Genomic DNA, 19,139 nt, shown 5'->3' with positions numbered 1-19,139 from the left:
CAAAAAACGTAATAAAATGTCACAATCAACAGCATCTCCAACCTTGCTGGGTACTACCCCTGCGATCAATAAAAACCTCTCCATCACCAACAGCTCGTCCGTTGCAATCACCATGCTGGACGGTGTGGGTACGGACGACAGCCAGATGGCCTACGAACAAAACCTGACGCAGTACACAACTGCCGACGGCCAGAAATCGATCCCGGCAAAAGGCACCGGCACCATTGTGCTCGACGACACCCACGATAACAATGGCACGCCTACCTACTCGAAGGCGTACAGTATTATCTATGCGATGCCGTCCAACCTTTTTCCGGTAAAAATCAAAGGTTCACTGCTCGCATTCAAAACGCAGGACTTTGCGCCGGTTACCGTCACAGACGACGATGCGGCCGTAATGACGCAAACCGAGCAGTTCCTGCAAACGATCATGGCCAATCCCACATCGACGCTGGCTCAGAACTATGCCGCAGCCATGCAGGCCGCGCAGAATGCAGCCAGTTCCGACACAGATGTTGATGATGCGGTAACCAGGTTTTTTGCGGCAACAAACGGTTTTCAAAGTGTTACGCTGGATGCGATTACAACCGTAAGCACTTATTACAAGACCTACCCGTTTGTATGGACCGGCTACCAGCCTAGCAAAACGCTGTACTTCTATTCCAGCGATGGGTCCAATGTCACCTATGAAGGATCAATCACGATAACCGTTCCGGCTGCCGCTTCGGTCGACAAAAGTCTGCCGGGCTTCTCGTTCACATTCACGGATGCCAGTAACGCAACCAAACCATTGTATTTCGTCAACGGCATGTTTGTGGACGACAAAACCTCGGATGTGCCGGCGATCGCGCTGAGCGGACTGTTTGCTTTGAAAAGCACATTGACCAAGGTAGCAACTGACAACACGATCATTCCGATCCTGACTGGCACAATCAACAATGCCAAAGTGCTGGGTTATGAAACCAAAGCAACTCAGAACCCGGATGGCGACTGGTCCGGTTTGTACTCGCTTCTGCACCCTAAAAATGCAGCAGGCTACCTGGCCCTTTTCTCTACCTTTATCGGGCTCGTAATGGGCGTCGAGGTGATTGAGAAGTATGCCAAAGCGCTCAAAGACAAACTGTTTGACAAGAAAGTGGAAACGGCCGACCAGCAGGGACTCGACAGTCCAGATGATGTGGAGTTGACACCGCAGCAGGTTCAGGATGCAAAAACCGATGTTAAAACGGAGATGACGCCGGTCGAAACAAGAATGCAGGCCATGCTCGACAAAATCCAGTCCGAGTACAAACTTAACCAGGATCTGCTGGAAAGCATGAAAGCCACTCAGGCAGAGATCCAGGAACAGCTTAAACAGGATAAAAAGGCTGAACTGGAAGACGAGGGTGAAGCCATGGAAGAAGAATTGCAGGGGGCACTGGATGCAGGCGTGAACAACAAAGACCTCGATAATGAAGATGACGCGATCGATAGTGACCTGACGAGCCTTGACTCGGCATCAGCTGAGGAACTGCCGGGCCTGCTCGATTCCATTACGCTGGATTTTGGCGGCCTGAAGATTAAAGTGGATGTAACCTACAGCACTGCTATCAAGAATGCGAAGGGGGATGCCGCGTCAGAACTGGCCGAGGGCAAAAAAATCAGTGACGATGCGAAAAGCGAGGCCGATAATATCGAGAAGGAGGGCGAGCAGGCTGAAACCGGTGACACGAAAGAAAGCGAGACCGACTTTACACAACCCAAAGAATTCGATGCTTAATCCCGAAACTTCCACCAGAACGAGTGCAGCTGCTCAGGCAGCTGCACTCTGTTCTCCAATCCCCAAAGCAATTATCATGGCAGATACCTCCATTCCAACCATTGCGTTCAAAAACGACCTGACGTATGATATCGTCATTTATGATTCCTTCGATGACGAAGACTCGGACGACGACGCCAATGCCAGTTTTTTCGGTACACTCACTTCGCTTGGGACCGTCGGTGCCAACTCCACGGTCAACATTCAGCCTATTCACAGATCATCTGCATTTATCATTGAAAGTGCAGCCGACAAAAAGCCGGTGAAGCGCTGTACCAAGCTGGGCAGCAACAAAACGCTTACTTCCTTTGAGATTGCCAAAGCCGACGAAGATGCCATGACAGCTACCTTCCAGCTGATCAATCTGGTCAACAATACGCCGGCTGACCCTGTTGCGGCTGCATTCAAAAAGATCCTGAGCAGCGATGATATCGTTACGGATATGAACGCTTTTTTTCAGCAGCAACCTGCTTATGCAAGCTGTACTTTCCAGACGTATATGATGGCGGTAACTTACCTGGCCACCCTGCCGCCGGCTCCGGCGACGCCAGCCGTAACTTATTATTCGCTCAGCAAAATGGCTGCAATGATGGGCGCCACCTGGCCGGGCGGATTACCGGATGTAGCCGTATCGAATTTCAAGGTTACCGACAAAAACAGCGTACTCGTCATATCGGGCGACATCGACATCAGCACTTTGAGTTTTGAATCGCCACAAATATCAGCCAATGTCGCCAGGATACTGGGTGACAAAAAAGTACTGACCTTCGATCTGATTTTCAACCACGGTGTCAACGTTGGCATATTCGGCACAAGGCTTATCCTGTTGTTGGATACGATTGACATTCCTGCGGGCAGCAGCCAGGTACACATCACGAAACCAACGATTACGATAGACATCAATCCGCTGTTCAAATTCGTGGTTTTTACCCTGACCGGGACCATTCCCTTTAATGTATTCAGCAAATCATTTGATGCAAACCTCTCTCTGACCGTTGACAACGTGGAAGCTGCCATCGGGGTTGTTATTGCAGGTGATCATGCCTCGCTGCCTGCGCCGCCGGTGATCAAAGGTGTGCATTTCAATGAATTCGGGGTGGGCATGGGCATCATTTTCTCTCCGCCTGCATTTGCATTGGGCTTACAGGGTAAATTTCACATCGGTGACGGAGCTGACATGCCGGTCGACATCGCTGACGATACCTTTGCGGTCGTCTGCAAATTTGACTCGGAAGTGCCTGAGCCTGTTTACGCGTCTTTTTATGTTCCCAAAATGGACATCAATCAGGTTTTGGCCATGTTTACCAATGCCGGGTCCAATCTGGATGTGCCTGTAACTTTTACCGACCTTTCTTTTAAATGGGCTGAAAACCCGATGGAGCCTTTCGTGCTCCCCGACGGAACGCTGTCGGAAATGGCCTATGGGTTCAGTGCAGCCGCCAGCGTGTTTGCATTTCAGTTCTTCGGTGATGTGGAAGTCGACATGAACAATGGCCTCACTGCCAATATTCAGGCGTCTCCGGTTGCCTTGGGCAATGTATTCAAGCTATCGGGCGACGGGCCGGGCGTAACGATAAAGGTAGACGCCAGCGGCAACCCGATCAAAAACAACCAGATCCGTGACTCGAAAGTGCTGCAGGACGCACTTGCCGCTGCTGTGGACAAGCAGATGGTCGCGCCCGGCGGACCGGTTCTGGCCATCCAGACTTTTTCTTCTCCCTTTCTGCATGTCAAGGCAAACGCAAGTCTGTTTGAACTGGCCGGCGTAGCCATCGAGGCGGACATTGACAAAACGGGCATCAGATTTTTGCTGGATTACGGGGCAGTTCTGAAGGAAAAAATGTCTGTAACGCTGTCGGATTTCCATAACCTGGCTGCTTCTTTTGAATATTATATGAACACAACCATTACGATCCCGCCGGTCGGAGGCGTAAAGATGGGCTCATTTACGCTGGCTGCTGACGTGGAGGCGCATCTGGCAATTCAAACATCCTTGTCCGATATCACCATGAAATTCGGCGGCAGCTTCGACTTCGAAGGGCTGAAGCGCACATTCGGAGACTTCAATGCGGACATAAACATCAAAAAAATGACAGACCTGATCGGGGCGGGCATTTCCTGGATTGAAGCGCAGGCTACACAGCTCTTCGGCGAGTTTCTGGGCGATGCAGGGAAATGGGCTTCCAGGGTCAAATCGGGCTTCATTACAGGATGCGATGAAGTGGGCACGGTGCTGTACCGCGCATTCAAAAAGGATGACGCATCAGTGGTTGCCGGCATTATGAAAGCAGCCGGCTTTGCAGCGGACGAAATTGCCGGTAATATCAAAAATGCCTGGAAGTGCGGAATTACCGACGTCACTTACGCCATGCGCGCCGCCGGCTTTTCGCCGCAGGATATCGCAGCAGGAATGCAAAAGGCTTTCAATGCAGCCGATCAGGATGTTGCCAATGCTTATAAAGCTTTATCGTATACGGCCAATGATGTAGCCGGTGTGGCCAAGAGCGTATACGGGCAGGCGTCAGCAGGTACGGCGGTTATACTTAAAAATGCAGGCTACGCTGCACAGGATGCTTCCAATGCTTTGCAGGCAACGTTCAACAGCGGTGTAGACGATATTACTTCGGCAATGAAAACTGCCGGCTATGCTGCTCAGGACGTAGCTTCCAGTATCAAAAATACCTTCAACATCAGTGTCAGTGCCGTTTCGGATGCCATGAAACAGGCTGGTTATGTGGCTGACGACATCAAAAATGCCTTTGAGTCGCTCGGAGGCGATTTTGCAAACTTTGCGTCGGAGGTCTGGAACAAAATCAATCCGTCAAACTGGTAATGCCCGTTGTGCAAAAGTACTGCGCCACAAGTGGTGTCCGGGCCGATACGCTGCTGAAAACCATCCGGAAGGATCCGGGCGGACTGCTGGCCGGCCACCTGGACCCGATCCTGGAACTGGCACAAAGCATTCCGGCGTATTCGGGCAACTTTCTGGAATGGCATCTGGGCAAAACGACCGGTGTCCTCGACTACATTTACCGCATCAATACCATTTATGATACGCCCTTGCTAAGTTTTGATCCCCTGCCCGGCGGACAGGATGCGGTGATCAGCCGTGGATACAGGAAGCTGGTTAATGACGCCAGGACGCAGTTCCGGTATGGCATTGAAAACGTATTTTTCGAATACGATTTCCCGGTCCTCAATGATCCTGCGGTATTTTTTGACCTGCATAAACGGACGGGCATCCGTGCGGATGCAAAAAGGCATGATCTGCTCGAAGTTTGCAGCCTGTTTGAATATCCGCTGTCAGAAGCGTTTTCCGAAATGCTGGCCAGACTCGATGCTCATGATTTTAATGCCATCCATTTCGGCCTGATGTTTTCAAGAGCAGCAAAGGCAGTGAGGATGACCATTGACAATGTGCAGGGCGGGAGATTGACGGAAGCACTGAAGCTTCTTGGCTGGCAGGGTGACTTCGGCATCGTATCCGGCATTCTCGACAACTTTTCGCGTAGTACGGAAAGAATGCTTCTGTCCGTGGATTACGGCGGGCTGTGCAGCCAGCGGATCGGAATCGAAATGCTGGGTGCCGGTATGCACCGTATTGTTCCTGATCTTGCTGCTTCGGGTATGATCACCGGCCAGCAGCAGGAGCTGCTGCTGAAATGGAGCGGCCGTACCCTGCTTGAACCTTCTGATGCCAGGCAGCTCTCTGAGTTGCACCAGCGGCAGGTAACGCATTTGTACCGCAGGATCAATCATTTCAAATTCATTGTCGACGGCAGTGATGTTTCCGTGAAAGCCTACCTGTATTACTGTTTTTAACGAAAAAATTCAAGCGATTATCATCATTTAAATTCTCATAACATGAGCACAAGCAAAGGAGTTGATTACTATGCCTATCTGGGCGATAATCGTTTCAGTGTCCGGTTTCAAAAGCCCAAAAGCTGGGGCGACAGCACCGACACAACTTCTTGGGGAAGCCCGAATCAGATGCTGGTGGGTAACCTGCAGATATCGGAAAGCGATATCGGGTTTACATCACATACCGGAAGGTTTCAATGGACGCTGGATTATGAAGGCAATCCTTTGGTAAACAAGTATGCGGAAATTGCCCCTTCCGACGGTGTGATCGGTGATTCAAACCTTACAAGCATGTTTAACACACAATCGTTCGGGACTAATGACTATGCCGTTTCCTACGGATTTTATGATTCAAGTTTCGGGGAAGGCTCGCTTACCAATCAGGACCAGTCATATGTTTATGCCACGGGAAGCAAGGCTAACTGGATGGGCGACATCGCAGGACAAGCCGGAAACGCACCTTTCAGCAGCTTTGTACTTCCGGGAGCGCATGATGCCGGCATGTTCGATACAACCTGTGTGAAAACGATCCAGAACAATTACACATTCCTGAATGTGCTGAGTACTGCTGCCGGAATCGGGATAACCATTGCCCAGGCACTGGCACCGGATGTAATCACCAGGATCGTCGTCAACTTGTCCATGACGCAAAAGGACACCATATCAACCATGCTGAACCTGGGCATCCGGTACTTTGATTTCCGCCCCGGATACTGCGCCACCGATCAGGGAGCCACGGGGCCATTGTACCATCAGCATAATTTCATCCCCGGATACCCGTTCAGCAGCTTTTTAAATGATATCCTGTCCTATCTGGGGCAGCACCCTTCCGAGGTTGTGGTCGTTGCCCTGGGACATTCCGGTTTTTACCAGGATTACATGAAGCCTTCAACTGCAACACTGGAATCATATGTCAGGAATGCCCTAAATGCGACGGGCAGCCACGTGGCCATCGGGAACAAACTGGATTTGAATTCATCGTATCACGACCTGATCGCCAGCAACAAACGGCTGATTATCCTCGGCCAGTACGGCTTCCCTTCCGATCCGTCGCAAAGCCCTGAGCCGGCGCTGGTTTACGATGCAGCCAAATATGATTCTTACGCCGATAGTTACCAAACCACGGATGTAAATGTGATCATGAATGCATTGAACAATATGAACGCGGCAGGCCAAAACGGAAATGACTATACCGTGCTGCAGTTGCAGGGAACCGCCTCCGGAGCCGGCGGCGGAATTTTCGGCTCTGTGGCAAGCATGAGCGACGCGTCATCTCCACTGATGTCGACCAAAGCACGGTTTGACAGCAATACCTATCCGTGGCTGGCTGCCAATTTGCCGGGCCGGTTCCTGAATGAACAGCTGCTCATTTGCCTGAATGACTTTGCCGACAATGCTTTGACCGATTATTGTCAAAAACTGACCGTAACCCGGGCGGCATCAGTTTCGGTGGTTCATAGTTAATCCAGCAACAGCAATCAGGCAAGATGAAAAAAGACTATCGGTAGCAGTAAGTTATTTGCCTGAGAGTCAAGCCGGGCTGAAAAGCAAAACAGAAAGGAGGAAATAGAAAATGAAAACGGCATGTCAGCTGGAAATGTAGCCCGGAAGGAGCAGAAAAGGGGAGGTTTTATACGTAGTATGTAAAATATTGCAACAGGGATCACCGGATATTACCGGCTTCATGTACTTTTATGTTACAAACAAGTATTTAAACTGACCCAAAAACCTGAACCTATGACGGACAGACTGCGTCAGCACCTCAAATTCTTTACTGATCTGACCGATCCCGAATGGCAGGCTCTGGAAAGTCATCTGCAGGTCAAGACAATCAGCCGGAAAGATTTTTTGGTGCAACAAGGAGAAAAGGCTACCGAAATCGGTTTTCTGCTGAGTGGATCGTGCCGGGTTTTCTATGATAAAGACGGAGAGGAGTGGACTACTTATTTCTGCTTTGAGAACAACCTGGTTGCCGCTTACGCAAGCTGCCTGACCGGCCAGCCCAGCACGCTGAATATCCAGGCTTTGGAAGACTGCGAACTTCTTTTTTTCAAGTACGAGACTCTGGCAGCACTTTACAGGCAGTTTCCGGTTTATGAAACATTTGCCCGTAAACTGGCCGAGTACCTGTTTATGGGCCTCGATGTGCGGTTGGCCGAACAGCTTATGTTAAGCCCTGAAGAACGTTATCTGAAATTCCTCGGATCGCCGGCCAAACGTAAAATTACAGAACGCATTCCTCAGCAGTACATCGCTTCCTATCTGGGCATCACTCCTGTTTCATTAAGCCGTATTCGTCGTCGGATCATCTCTTCCTGATTCGTTATCTTTTGTTAAGAAGTTGCACGTGGTCATTACGATACCTTTGTCAAGTACTTAAAACAAACCACTTGCAAATATGAAAACGCTCCTTAAAACCGAAGAAGCAGCTGAGTTTGCTCTCTCCATTATTTTATTCAGTAAACTGCCCTTTAGCTGGTGGCTGTATCCAGCTTTGTTTTTACTGCCTGACCTCAGTATGATCGGTTATCTGATCAATGACCGAGTGGGTGCCTTGACATACAACCTGTTTCATCACAAGGCCCTGGCTGTTTTAACCGGCGTTACCGGATTGTTTTTTCACAACGATTATTTGATGCTCGCCGGTATTCTTCTTTTCGGTCACTCTTCCATGGATCGCATGATGGGTTACGGCCTGAAATACAGCAAAGGGTTCAAATATACCCATTTGGGTGAAGTAGGTCATCAAAAAACACTTACAGCTGGCGATCAGTAAAAAAGCGGTGTGGCTGGTACCAGGAAGCTACGCGGCAATCTGTTCTTTTAAAGAGGCTCCCCAAAAAGCGAGTGAGCAGCATGACACCCACAAAATGCTGCTGACGCGTAACAGGCTGCGTGATGTTCAGAAAACCGGTAATGCCATGCTGCCCTAAGTGGCCCAAGCCTTCAAATGCCTCTGTATTTATCAGATTGATCAGCGCAGGCTCTTCAATCCTGGCCCCGCCGTAAACAGAATCGTCAAAATGCATGGCTTGTGAAAGCTTTTAAAACGGGATTATTTCTGCAAGTTGGCCAGAACTTCAGGTAATGAGGTAATCCCCCAATGCTCAAAGTATTTTCCATCTTTTACCCGGACCATATCAATCACATCAATGCTGATTGCCTGATTTGACGGCGCGATGCCGAGCAAAGATCCCGTGTGTGTGCCGCTGATGGTTTTGCGGGTAGTTACCAGATCGTCTTCCGCAACCTGGTGGTGAATGGTTACCTTGATATCAGGCATGGCCGGACGTAAGATCTGGTTGAAAAAATAGTTCATACCCTGCGGTCCATTGTTCATTCCCGCAGGAGCAGATCGGTTTATAAAATGCTGGTCCATCAGTTCATTGAAACTTTCCGGATTTCCTTCCGCGATCACTTCCCGGTTAAATCGGCGTACTACTTCTTTGTTGTTTTCGGTCATTGTTTCCATTGTTATCATGTTTAATGACCCAAAGGTAGCTGCAATGTGAAGCCCAGTGTTAAGGATAGACGTTCAGGTATTACGGCACAACGTTCAAGTGCATTTGCTGGTAATCGCTGGGCGTGCAGCCAAAATGGTTGCGAAATGCTTCCGAGAAGCTGGAATGGTTCTGATAACCCACTTTCATATAAACAGCCGAAGGACTCTCATCGGATATTCTCAGCATTTCTGCCGCTAGTTCCAGCTTTCTGGCAAGCAGCCATTTCCGGGGCGTGGTCTGGTAAATGTCGTTGAACTTTCTTTTGAAAGTAGAGGTACTCATATGGCAGAGAAAGGCCAGTTCCTCCACGGTAATCAGCTGCCCGACATGACTTTCCACTACTTTCCTGATTTGTAATTCCTGCTTGTCGCTGGTAAGTATCTGGATGGAACAGAAGCGCTCGGGGTCGGCATGCAGCAGATACAGCAACAGCTCTTCAATTTTAAGCAGCCGGACTTCGGCGGACAAGATGTTTCCTTTGTGCATTAATGCCTGTATCGATAAAATAAACTGTTTTATGAAACTGTCCTGCCTGAAGATCAGAAAAGGCTGTTTGGTACGCTGCGGTGTAATTTTGTTCAGCAGGTGATCATATTTGATCAGGAACTGATTGAAGACTTCGTTGCTGAAATAAAAAAGGATGCTGGTAAAATGTTCTGCTCCGGCAAGCAGTTCCGAGGTCAGTACATTGCCGGTAGATAATACCACCAGTTCACCTGCCCGGACAACTGCGGTCGAATCGGGATAAACAATTGTTTTGGTTCCGCTAATCAGCAGGTTTATCATATTCCGGTTCAGAATGATCCTGTTCTTGACGGAGTCATGACCGGAAGTATAATGCCGGATGATTATTTCATTCTGTCCGGCAGAGGAGCCTTCCAGCAGATCCTCGGGTAAATGGTAGGTGTTCATAATTGATTTCTTTTTAAAAGCGTCGTGTCATGAAGCTCGAAGCATCTCCTTTCCGATTTGTTTCTTAAGCATTCCGTAAAAAGGCTTCCAACGAAACTTCTGCTTAAAATGTCAGTACAAAAGACAGAGTTGAACCGGGACATGCCTATACTTTGATTAATCAAAAATAACAAACAGCCAACTATGATACGCTATTTCCTGTTTTTCACATTTGGACTGGCTTTACTGAGCTGCCGGGAGGATAAAATCAGCACCACAGCATCGGATTGCTACTCCGGGTTTAAAGGTTTGAGGCGGGGCCAATACATAGTTGATGCGCCTGTAATCGTGCAAATGAGTGGTGGATTGGCTGCTGGCAGCCAGTTAGTTGCTTCAAATGGTGTAAGTTGGGGTGGATGCCATTTGCCTGAGCCGTTTTTACAGGATAGCCTGCCCATATTTGTAACCGGATATTTTTTGACTTCTGACGATCTTGAAGGAATGAACCTGATTCCTTTGCCATTTGAAGTAACTTCTGTAAAGCGCCGTTAGGCAAGCCATTGAAAAGGGCCGGGCTGCGGCCTTGGAAATACAAGCAATCATCCGCAATCTGTAATAAATCCGAAGGCCGTATATTCCGTAAATCCGGTTTTACTCACCAAAGACTTTCTTTAAAAATCCCGCAGCATATCCAACAGTCGGCTCAAACCAGGGATGGAACAGCGGGAACACATGAGGCGCTTCGGGAAAAGTGCGTACTTCTGAATAAATGCCGAAAGCATCCAGCTTCTTGCGCATGTCCTCGCGGCCGGCATGCATACGCTCGACGGAGCTGTTGATGAAAAGGATCGGCGGACTTTGGGCCGTTACATAACGGAGCGGTGAAGCTTGTTCCCACATCGCTTTTTTCTCCACTTTGTTTCCGCCAAACCAGTTGGTTGCTGCCGAAACCGATTTGCTGTCATCGCCCTCGCCCGACTCCGGATGAATGTAAGCCAGCACACCATCAATGTCTACAACCGCCTGAATGGCATCGGACGGTCCGTTCTGTTTTCGGCCCGTATTGAAAATCCCGGAATGGCCGGTATTTCCCACCAGTGCGGCCAGTTGCCCGCCTGCCGAAAAGCCCAGCGTTGCAACGCGGCTGGTATCAACATTGAATGTTTCAGCATTTTCCCTGATCCAGATGACAGCCTCTTTCAAATCCTCGACCGCCGCCGGATACAATGCTTCCGTAGACAACCGGTAATCTGCGGTAAATGACACAAAGCCGTTTTTTGCCAGTTGTGCGGCAATCGCATGCAACTGCGTCTTATCGCCCGACCGCCATCCGCCTCCGAATATCAGTAACACCGCAGGCCGCTTGCCGCTTGTATTCACAGGTGAAAAAACGTCCAGCTTCAGGCTCCGCTGTGCCGTTTTTTTGTATTCCAGATCCTTTACTATAGTTACATCTGCGGGTAAGGTGCCGGCCGGCATTTGGATGTCCGGAAAATCTTTTTTTGCTTTCTGAAATGCGCTACGAACGGTAAAAGATGTGTCCGCAATACCGGTAAGGCCTTTCCATTGCGCATGGGCAGCGAAAGAGGTAATGAATAGGATTAAAGTCAAATAGATCTTCATCGTTGAATTAAATCTCTGTGATGTTCCGTTAGCAAGGGTCCGCTTTTCTTAACGGGCAAAAACCTTTCCGATGATCTGCCCGATTTCGGCAAAGTCGTCATGACTGTTAACCGACCGCTTTTCGGACTGCTCTGCTGTCTGGTCACAAAAAGGATAGATAAGAAGGAAATTGTTTTCCTGCACATGCTGGTTCAGGAAATCCGGTATGGACCCCATTTGCGGAAAGTAGGAAATCATCCCGCGTCTGGCCATAAACACAATCAGGCCTTCATCATTCCGCAGACCGGTTGCTGCTTTTTCTGCTTCCTTCCAGTTGTCAATGATATGGAGCGATAAATCAATAGCGGATTTACTGACGACTTTCTTTAAAATCTCAATGGTTTGCTGGTTGGCAAAAAAGCTCATTTTCGCACCGGAATTCTTGGCGATATTCCAGACACGAAGCAATGAACTGAAAAAGCCGGCTTCTTTTTCGGCTCTTGCCGGTATCAGTACAACGTAGCGTTTTACAGTAGAAATAGGTTGTCCGGCATGATAGATCAGCGTGTTTACACTTTCATTTTGCAGGTAACCATTGTGCAGATTGTAAACAAATGAAGGTGTCAGGCCTTTGTCAGGTTGCAATCCGATGATCAGATCCGTAATTTGCTGTTCCTTAATCACATTGCTGATACCGGTAGCCACATCATTATCGTAACGTGTAAGCGGCAGTATGGTCACATCGGCTGCGGCAGCGGTATCCATTGCGATGTGCAGGTTTTTCTTTGCGTTTTTGACTGAAGATTCATTTTTTTCATCATTGACCACATTCAATGCCCAGAGGCGGTCGTCGTTATGTCTTGCTTTCACAAGCAGACTCAGGTTCACCAGCTTTTCAACTGTTTTTTCGTAGTTGACGGCTATGAGTATGTTTTCATTTTCACGGTTGATTCCCGATGCCGTATCCTCCCGGTCTGCTTCGGCAATACGCTGGCCGCTCGACATGGATACAAAAGAGGAGACGGTACAGGAAATCAGGATGAGCAGAATGCTGCCATTCAGAACGTGCTCACTGAGCAGCCGGACCGATTCACCGCTGGCCGTTTCAGAAACGATGATATTGTAACCTACCAGAACCGCAGCAAGGGTGGCAGCAGCCGAGGCGGAGCTCATGCCAAAAATGAGCATGCCTTCGTCTTTGCTTAAACGAAATGTTTTTTGCGTTAAAACGGCCGCAAGGTATTTTCCGCCGATAGAAGCAACAAGCATGACGGATGCAACTAAAAGGGTTTCCAGACTCTTGAAAAATACCGTAAAGTCTATCAGCATGCCTACGCTGATCAGAAAGAAGGGAATGAAAATAGCATTTCCGACAAACTCGACGCGGTTCATCATGGCCGAAGCGTGGGGAATTAACCTGTTTAAGGCAAGGCCCGCAAAAAAGGCGCCGATTATGGCCTCAATGCCGGCAAGTTCCGCCAGGACAGCAGCCAGATAAATCATGACAAGTACAAAAATGTATTGGGAAATCTTGTCATCCACTTTTTTGAAAAACCATCTTGCTATGATGGGGAAAACAAAAAGGACAGTCAGGCTGAATGCCAGCATGGACAATGTCAGACGTGTCCAAAAGGCCGTGTTGACCTCGCCCTGTGTCATTCCCACGCAAACGGCCAGTACCAGCAGGGATAATACATCGGTGATCATGGTGCCACCGACTGTAATGTTGACGGAAAGGTTCTTGGCAATTCCAAGTTTGCTGACCAGCGGATATGCGATCAAGGTATGGGAAGAGAACAAGCTGGCAAAGAGCACGGAAGTTAAAACGGAGAAGTGCAGAAGATAGTAGCCACCCGTAAAGCCCAGAATGAATGGAATGGCAAAGGTGTACAGCGTAAAAGTGAGGCTTTTCCACTTGTTCTTCTTGAAATCTCCCAGATCAATTTCCAGTCCGGCCAGAAACATGATGTAGAGCAGCCCGGTTGTTCCGGTGACCACAACGCTGCTGTCGCGGGCGAGCAGGTTCAGGCCGTTCGGGCCCACTACTGCGCCGGCAATGAGCAGTCCCAGTAAATGCGGAACCTTGATTTTGTTAAGCAGAAGCGGCGCGCTCAGGATAATCACCAGTTCAAGCAGAAACTTCAAAACAGGGTCTTCAATGGGCAGGCTGCCAACAGGAATATTCAGTAACTGCATAGCTCAGCGTGTGGTTGTCCGGGTAAGTTCTACAATGAATGTCGCATTACATGCCTGATTGATCGTGATGGCCTGTGTTCCTTTTAACAATTCGGGATTTACCTGGCTGAGATCAAAACGGATGTCCAGTTTTTTGGTTGCCGACGAGTCACTCAGATAATGCAATCGGATACCGGAACTGTCCAGCCGGGCGGTATAAACACGGACCAGCTTTTTGTCTGCATCCAGAACGCGGGTGAACAAACCTGTCGAGTCGCTTATGAACTCCCAAACGTTGGCACGCTGATCGCCGATCACATATTCACTGCAATTGGATTCACGGCACACGGCCTTGCTGTTCCAGACACCGGCAATTGTCTCCGGCCAGCTCTGGATGACAACAGTGTCCTTGCTGGTCCGCAGGCTGTCCCGCATTCTTACCAGAGACTTGTAATCAGCTTCCTTGAGTGCAAATTCACTTTCCTTCCTGCTGATGGCCTGTTCACGCCGGGCAAGATGCTGTTCTCTCTGGTCGTTCTGGCATGAAAGGAGCAGCATACAGCTTAGCAAAAAACCTGAGAAGCCGGTTCGAAGTCGTAGCATGGTGTGCGGGTTTAAGGTGAAGTGAATTATCCAGGGCAGCAATATAAAAAAAGCTGGACTTAAATTGCTATCATGACAAAAGTCTGAACACTGATGAGGTGCGCCTGCTATTTTTTTGACTTTAACGCAACCGGATGCAAATCGCAGATGCACAGCAACCAACCGCAGAGCATTGCGGCAAAGGCCGGCCCGCTCCGCCGGAAATAATTGACGGGCACAAGCCGACCGGATATTTAGCAATGGGTGTTGAAAGAGCACGGCGGCAGGTGAAGAACCGGTCCGATTACATCCTTATTTATTATGCAGCTCCGTCGGTGTTATTCCAAACTGCTTTTTAAAAGCATGAGAAAAATGTGAAAAACTTTCAAAACCGACTTCCAGGTATATTTCAGACGGGCGTTTGTTTTTTTGCTTCATCAGAAAATGTGCGTGTTCCAGTCTTTGTTTTTGCAGCCATTTTTCAGGCGTTGAGCGGAAGATTTTATCAAAATCCCTTTTGAATGAAGAAAGGCTCCTTCCAGTCAGTTTTGCAAATTGTGCCAGCGGAATATTGTAGGAAAAATACCTGTTCATATATGCTTCCAGGTCTATTTTATGTGGTTCGCTGAAATCAAACAGGTAATTTTTCAAGGCAGGATTGCGTAACAACAGCTCAATAGCTTCAATGGTTTTGGCGTATTCCAATGTCGGCGTCAGCTTTTCAGGCTGTGCAAAATAGGGCAGTAAGGAATTGAAATAGCCCTTCATAAACGCATCGTTTTCCAGGATTACATTTGATTCGCCGAGGTAAACCCGGTCGGCTTTTACTTGGTGTTCCAGGCTGTATCTTTTGAGGATTTCCTGGCTTAAAAAAATATTGATGGTTGTAAAAGGTTTTCCCTCAGCAGGTTTTTTGATCGTTTTCATGAGCTGGGTCCGCCTGAACAGACATAATGTCCCTTCGCTGTAAATGGTAACACCGTCTGGCGTATAGTGTTCAGCAACACCCGATGTAATCAGTCCCAGTACATGTTCATGCACAAATTGGGTGTGTCCGAAATAGTTTTCGCCTTCACAGGCCTGCAGTATGATATTACGGTTGGTCTGCTCTTTTTGCATGACGATAAAGATACTTTATTTTACCTGGCTCATGATTACGCTCTCCAGCATTTTGTCGGACAGGATTTTTCTTAAAAACAACATGGGTTTTGCCATATAACCGCCGACGTACCGTGTTTTCGGCTTGTTTGCTTCTATTCCTTTCTTGATCAATTTTGCAATGACAATCGGGCCGGGAACATTTCCTGCCATTTGCGTAAATGATTTCCTGAAAGCTGCTGCCAGCCTTGCATATGCTGTTTTGCCCGAAACACGCATCAGACTTTCAACCGCAATATCGCCCCATTCCGATTTTGTGCCGCCCGGTTCCACAACAATGACGTCGATGCCGAATTGTTTGACTTCTGCCCGCATGGCATCGCTCAACGCTTCCATCGCAAATTTGCTTGCGTGATACCAGCCGCCGAACGGAAAAGCGATTTTGCCGCCGACAGAAGAAATATTTACAACTTTGCCGTAATTATTTTCCCGCATTTTCGGAAGTGCCAGCTGAGTCAATCGCATTGCACCAAATACGTTTACATCCAGCTGATATTTTGCATCCTGCATCGTAACGTCTTCGATAGCCCCATACGAACCGAAGCCTGCATTATTTATGAGAACGTCAATGCTTCCGGCTTCTTTAAAAATCTGTTCAACACAGGCGACAACACTTTCATCTTTTGTAACGTCCAGCGCAATGGGCTTGATGCCGTAATTTACAAGGTCTTGCATTTTTTCTGTCCTGCGAGCAGCACCATAAACGTTGTAACCGCTTTGTGCCAGATAAATAGCGGTTGCTTTACCGATCCCTGCCGAAGCGCCTGTAACCAAAACTGTCTTTGTCATATTTCTTTTGAATTTTGTATGATGCAAAGTTAGTTTGGGTTCCAAAAGGAAGTTTTCCTGAAACGTTCAAAGTACTGTCGTGAAACGTTCATCTTGTCTTCGCATGCCGGGATTTATTTCGGTAAAATATCCGTTACAAGTTTCCTGATTTTTATTTCTGGGAAATAAATTAAACGACAGCGTTTAGTAATCAAAACGGCAAACCGTTTTTTGCCGGATGAAAAATAATCCTGCCGTGTGGTCGCAATACCCGTCGAGTGTCATGTTGATTGCTGCAACTATTTTTCTCATCCTGTTTGCATTTAGTGAATACACTTTGGAACACAGCAAAAATAAGTCAGCGCAACACCGTTTTAAGAAGTCATTCTGACCAAATACAGTGGGGATTCGGGACTATTTACGTTTCAGTTATACCCCGCCCTGAATTGCAGTGGAGTCTGCCGGGTTTTGGTCTTGAAAAGCTTGCTGAATGATTGCGGATACTCGAATCCCAATGCATAGGCAATCTCGCTGACAGAACTCTGCGTGGTCGATAATTTTTCCTTGGCACGCTCGATCAGTTTTTCGTGGATCAGTTGCTGGGTGGTGCTGCCCGTAAGCTGCTTCAGGCAGTCGCTCAGGTATTTTGACGACAAATGCAATGATTCGGCTACAAATTGGGCTGTTGGCAAACCGGTGTTGAGCTGGTCGGATTCATAGTAGCTGTTCAGCAATTTTTCCACTTTTTCCAGAAGATCATTGCCTGCGGCTTTGCGTGTGATAAACTGCCTGTTGTAATAACGATCGCAGTAAGTCAGCATCAGCTCAATATTGGCAATCCATACTTCCTGGCTAAACTTGTCAATCGGCAGCAAGGATTCTTTTTGTAACTGCCGGAAAATGGTTTTCATCGTTTCCTGCTCATCTTCGGAAAGGATTAGCGCTTCATTGACAGCATAATCAAAATAGCCATACGATTTGATCCGGCTGCCTAACGGAAACGTTCTCAGGAAATCCGGATGGATGGATAGCTGCCAGCCCGCTTTGGCAAAAGTGAAATCCTTTTCAATAAAGCTTACTTGCTTTGGCGCAAAGCACGACATCACGCCCTCGTCAAAGTCGAATATGCTTTGGCCGTATTGTATTTTGCAGGGGCATTCTGTTTTCAATGTCACCTGATAAAAATCCGTAATGAGCCTTGTCCGCTGTTCAATTTTTATTTCCGGAAAATCTTCAAACCGGATCAGACTGACCAGCGGGTGCCTGGGCTTCGGCATCTGCAAAAGCTGGTGCAGCTGACTGATCGATTGTATGTGAACTGTTGCTGTCGTTTCCATGTGCATCAAAGTTAATTACAAATAACCCAACTTTTTCCTGTACGAACGGGCCATAAAACGGGTAATCAGCGAATTAGGCAGTAATGCGGCCAGACGTGCGCCAAAACGGTTCCTGCTTCCGGAAATGTGAAACTGTTTTTTTGAATCCAGAGCTTTCAGCAATTCGTCAGCAACTTCTTGCGGTGTTTGCGTCGGAGCTGTCTGATAATCAGAACTCAGACCAGCTCCCTTTTCATTATTGATACCGGCGGATTCATTGAAATTTGTTCTGGTCAGTCCGGGCGCAAACAGCATAACCCGGATGTTCAAGGGCTTGCATTCCTGCGTTAATGCCTCTGTGAACGAACGCACAAATGCCTTGCTGGCTGCATAGGTAGCCATGTAAGGAACAGGTATAAAGGAGGCCATTGAAGCAACATTGATGATCGTTCCGCTTTTACGCCTGCGCATGGGTTGCAGGAAAAGATGTGTCATCGCAAGTAATGATGCATTGTTCAATTGCAGCAAATCCAGTTCCGACTGCAGAGAAAGTGCTGCAAATTCGCCGCCTGAACCGACTCCTGCATTGTTTACCAGCATTTCAATTTCCCAGTTTTGTCTCTGGGTTTCTTCAAAAACTTGAAAGCAGGCTTCCGGCTTGGTGAGGTCAGCGGTTATAAATTCTGCCTGCATGCCGTATTTTTCCATTAATTCTTTACTGAGTATAGCAAGTTTCTGTGCACTGCGGGCAACCAGCACGAGGTTGTGCTTTCTTGCTGCCAGCTTTCTGGCCAGGGCTTCACCAATCCCGCCCGATGCTCCGGTTATTAACGTGTATTTCATATTTTTTTCTGCATTGATTTGATAATGCAAAGGTCCGCGCTACCGCAAAACAACTTGTATTCAGAAGTCGGTTTGTTGTGTTCAATAATCGGGTGAGTAGCGGCTTGAAACTGGCTTTAGAATTTTGGAGCAAATCGCAGCTTATGCAGCTATACTAGTCATTAAATGCCAGCGTACAAAACAAATCCAGTCCAGCTGCAGAGCGGCTCCCAGTTTGTAGCAATGTGCATTTTTGGTATTTGTTGGCCCCGGCGGGGCCGCCTGATAGGCTGGCAAATTCAAGGAGGCTCCTCTGGAGCCAACAAAATCCGTTGCCTTGTTTTTTCTACAAACAGGTAGCTCCTGCGGAGCTTGGGAGCTGGTTTTCCTGCGTTTAGAAGTGCCATGAAGTTGAAATTGTTTGTTGATGTTTTCAAAGAAGCACCAGCGTTTTGTTTAATATAATTTGGCAAAACAAATCCATCCCAGCCGCAGAGCGGCTCCCAGTTTGTAGCAATGTGCATTTTTGGTATTTGTTGGCCCCGGCGGGGCCGCCTGATTGGCTGGTAAATTCAAGGAGGCTCCGCAGGAGCCAACAAAATCCGTTGCCTTGTTTTTTCTACAAACAGATAGCTCCTGCGGAGCAGGAAAGCTGATTTTCTG

18 protein-coding genes are annotated in these 19,139 nt (G+C 48.1%); 7 read left to right on the top strand and 11 right to left on the bottom strand.

Annotated features, from left to right (window positions below):
- Positions 1–16: 16 nt before the first annotated feature.
- From FEM33_RS17235 to FEM33_RS17210, 6 genes are all read left to right on the top strand, one after another.
- Complete coding sequence (locus FEM33_RS17235) at positions 17–1,759, top strand: hypothetical protein (RefSeq protein WP_139013233.1); 1,743 nt, start codon at positions 17–19, stop codon at positions 1,757–1,759.
- Positions 1,752–4,631, top strand: a complete 2,880-nt coding sequence (locus FEM33_RS17230; protein ID WP_139013232.1) for a phage tail tape measure protein — start codon at positions 1,752–1,754, stop codon at positions 4,629–4,631. Before FEM33_RS17235 ends, FEM33_RS17230 begins: the two co-directional genes overlap by 8 nt.
- Positions 4,632–4,639: 8 nt before the next feature.
- Positions 4,640–5,620 (top strand): hypothetical protein, encoded by a 981-nt coding sequence (locus FEM33_RS17225; protein WP_139013231.1) that lies wholly within the window; start codon positions 4,640–4,642, stop codon positions 5,618–5,620.
- Between the two features lie 42 nt (positions 5,621–5,662).
- Positions 5,663–7,123, top strand: coding sequence for a PI-PLC domain-containing protein (locus tag FEM33_RS17220; protein WP_139013230.1), 1,461 nt, complete (start codon positions 5,663–5,665; stop codon positions 7,121–7,123).
- A gap of 273 nt (positions 7,124–7,396) precedes the next feature.
- On the top strand, positions 7,397–7,978 hold the full coding sequence (locus FEM33_RS17215; protein ID WP_139013229.1) for a Crp/Fnr family transcriptional regulator: 582 nt from the start codon (positions 7,397–7,399) through the stop codon (positions 7,976–7,978).
- Positions 7,979–8,057: 79 nt separating this feature from the next.
- Positions 8,058–8,435: a DUF4260 domain-containing protein gene (locus tag FEM33_RS17210; RefSeq protein ID WP_139013228.1), complete on the top strand. Its 378-nt coding sequence runs from the start codon at positions 8,058–8,060 to the stop codon at positions 8,433–8,435.
- On the opposite strand, the gene FEM33_RS17205 is transcribed toward FEM33_RS17210, so the two are convergent.
- The 3 genes from FEM33_RS17205 to FEM33_RS17195 form a co-directional block, all read right to left on the bottom strand.
- Complete coding sequence (locus FEM33_RS17205; protein WP_139013227.1) at positions 8,416–8,688, bottom strand: hypothetical protein; 273 nt, start codon at positions 8,686–8,688, stop codon at positions 8,416–8,418. The genes FEM33_RS17210 and FEM33_RS17205 overlap by 20 nt on opposite strands.
- Before the next feature lie 26 nt (positions 8,689–8,714).
- Entirely contained in the window at positions 8,715–9,131 is a 417-nt protein-coding gene (locus FEM33_RS17200) for an ester cyclase (protein WP_139013226.1), read from the bottom strand.
- Positions 9,132–9,201: 70 nt separating this feature from the next.
- On the bottom strand, positions 9,202–10,074 hold the full coding sequence (locus FEM33_RS17195) for a helix-turn-helix domain-containing protein (protein WP_139013225.1): 873 nt from the start codon (positions 10,072–10,074) through the stop codon (positions 9,202–9,204).
- A gap of 183 nt (positions 10,075–10,257) precedes the next feature.
- On the opposite strand from FEM33_RS17195, the gene FEM33_RS17190 reads away from it, so the two are divergent.
- Entirely contained in the window at positions 10,258–10,605 is a 348-nt protein-coding gene (locus FEM33_RS17190) for a hypothetical protein (RefSeq protein WP_139013224.1), read from the top strand.
- A 99-nt stretch (positions 10,606–10,704) separates the two neighbouring features.
- Here the strand turns inward: FEM33_RS17190 and FEM33_RS17185 are convergent, their stop codons facing one another.
- The 8 genes from FEM33_RS17185 to FEM33_RS17145 all read right to left on the bottom strand — a co-directional run bounded on the left by FEM33_RS17185 (position 10,705) and on the right by FEM33_RS17145 (position 19,000).
- A complete protein-coding gene (locus FEM33_RS17185) occupies positions 10,705–11,676 on the bottom strand; it encodes an alpha/beta hydrolase (protein ID WP_139013223.1) in 972 nt (323 codons plus the stop codon).
- Positions 11,677–11,724: 48 nt separating this feature from the next.
- A complete protein-coding gene (locus FEM33_RS17180; RefSeq protein WP_139013222.1) occupies positions 11,725–13,851 on the bottom strand; it encodes a cation:proton antiporter in 2,127 nt (708 codons plus the stop codon).
- Positions 13,852–13,854: 3 nt separating this feature from the next.
- Positions 13,855–14,433 (bottom strand): hypothetical protein, encoded by a 579-nt coding sequence (locus FEM33_RS17175; protein ID WP_139013221.1) that lies wholly within the window; start codon positions 14,431–14,433, stop codon positions 13,855–13,857.
- A gap of 291 nt (positions 14,434–14,724) precedes the next feature.
- On the bottom strand, positions 14,725–15,531 hold the full coding sequence (locus tag FEM33_RS17170) for a helix-turn-helix domain-containing protein (RefSeq protein WP_139013220.1): 807 nt from the start codon (positions 15,529–15,531) through the stop codon (positions 14,725–14,727).
- A 15-nt stretch (positions 15,532–15,546) separates the two neighbouring features.
- On the bottom strand, positions 15,547–16,359 hold the full coding sequence (locus tag FEM33_RS17165; protein ID WP_139013219.1) for an oxidoreductase: 813 nt from the start codon (positions 16,357–16,359) through the stop codon (positions 15,547–15,549).
- 404 nt (positions 16,360–16,763) lie between these two features.
- Positions 16,764–17,675 (bottom strand): helix-turn-helix domain-containing protein, encoded by a 912-nt coding sequence (locus tag FEM33_RS17155; protein WP_139013218.1) that lies wholly within the window; start codon positions 17,673–17,675, stop codon positions 16,764–16,766.
- A gap of 15 nt (positions 17,676–17,690) precedes the next feature.
- A complete protein-coding gene (locus FEM33_RS17150; protein ID WP_139013217.1) occupies positions 17,691–18,497 on the bottom strand; it encodes an SDR family NAD(P)-dependent oxidoreductase in 807 nt (268 codons plus the stop codon).
- 278 nt (positions 18,498–18,775) lie between these two features.
- Entirely contained in the window at positions 18,776–19,000 is a 225-nt protein-coding gene (locus tag FEM33_RS17145; protein WP_139013216.1) for a hypothetical protein, read from the bottom strand.
- Between the last annotated feature and the right edge of the window lie 139 nt (positions 19,001–19,139).

The organism is Dyadobacter flavalbus, from assembly GCF_006149045.1.
Lineage (GTDB): Bacteria > Bacteroidota > Bacteroidia > Cytophagales > Spirosomataceae > Dyadobacter > Dyadobacter flavalbus.
The sequence above is the reverse complement of the archived record's forward strand: the minus strand, read 5'-3'. Positions and strand labels throughout refer to the sequence as shown.

Coding starts and splice junctions, on each gene's coding strand:
- FEM33_RS17235 (WP_139013233.1), top strand. CDS start 17: ATGTCACAATCAACAGCATCTCCAACCTTGCTGGGTACTACCCCTGCG.
- FEM33_RS17230 (WP_139013232.1), top strand. CDS start 1,752: ATGCTTAATCCCGAAACTTCCACCAGAACGAGTGCAGCTGCTCAGGCA.
- FEM33_RS17220 (WP_139013230.1), top strand. CDS start 5,663: ATGAGCACAAGCAAAGGAGTTGATTACTATGCCTATCTGGGCGATAAT.
- FEM33_RS17215 (WP_139013229.1), top strand. CDS start 7,397: ATGACGGACAGACTGCGTCAGCACCTCAAATTCTTTACTGATCTGACC.
- FEM33_RS17210 (WP_139013228.1), top strand. CDS start 8,058: ATGAAAACGCTCCTTAAAACCGAAGAAGCAGCTGAGTTTGCTCTCTCC.
- FEM33_RS17205 (WP_139013227.1), bottom strand. CDS start 8,688: ATGCATTTTGACGATTCTGTTTACGGCGGGGCCAGGATTGAAGAGCCT.
- FEM33_RS17200 (WP_139013226.1), bottom strand. CDS start 9,131: ATGGAAACAATGACCGAAAACAACAAAGAAGTAGTACGCCGATTTAAC.
- FEM33_RS17195 (WP_139013225.1), bottom strand. CDS start 10,074: ATGAACACCTACCATTTACCCGAGGATCTGCTGGAAGGCTCCTCTGCC.
- FEM33_RS17190 (WP_139013224.1), top strand. CDS start 10,258: ATGATACGCTATTTCCTGTTTTTCACATTTGGACTGGCTTTACTGAGC.
- FEM33_RS17185 (WP_139013223.1), bottom strand. CDS start 11,676: ATGAAGATCTATTTGACTTTAATCCTATTCATTACCTCTTTCGCTGCC.
- FEM33_RS17180 (WP_139013222.1), bottom strand. CDS start 13,851: ATGCAGTTACTGAATATTCCTGTTGGCAGCCTGCCCATTGAAGACCCT.
- FEM33_RS17175 (WP_139013221.1), bottom strand. CDS start 14,433: ATGCTACGACTTCGAACCGGCTTCTCAGGTTTTTTGCTAAGCTGTATG.
- FEM33_RS17170 (WP_139013220.1), bottom strand. CDS start 15,531: ATGCAAAAAGAGCAGACCAACCGTAATATCATACTGCAGGCCTGTGAA.
- FEM33_RS17165 (WP_139013219.1), bottom strand. CDS start 16,359: ATGACAAAGACAGTTTTGGTTACAGGCGCTTCGGCAGGGATCGGTAAA.
- FEM33_RS17155 (WP_139013218.1), bottom strand. CDS start 17,675: ATGGAAACGACAGCAACAGTTCACATACAATCGATCAGTCAGCTGCAC.
- FEM33_RS17150 (WP_139013217.1), bottom strand. CDS start 18,497: ATGAAATACACGTTAATAACCGGAGCATCGGGCGGGATTGGTGAAGCC.
- FEM33_RS17145 (WP_139013216.1), bottom strand. CDS start 19,000: ATGCACATTGCTACAAACTGGGAGCCGCTCTGCGGCTGGGATGGATTT.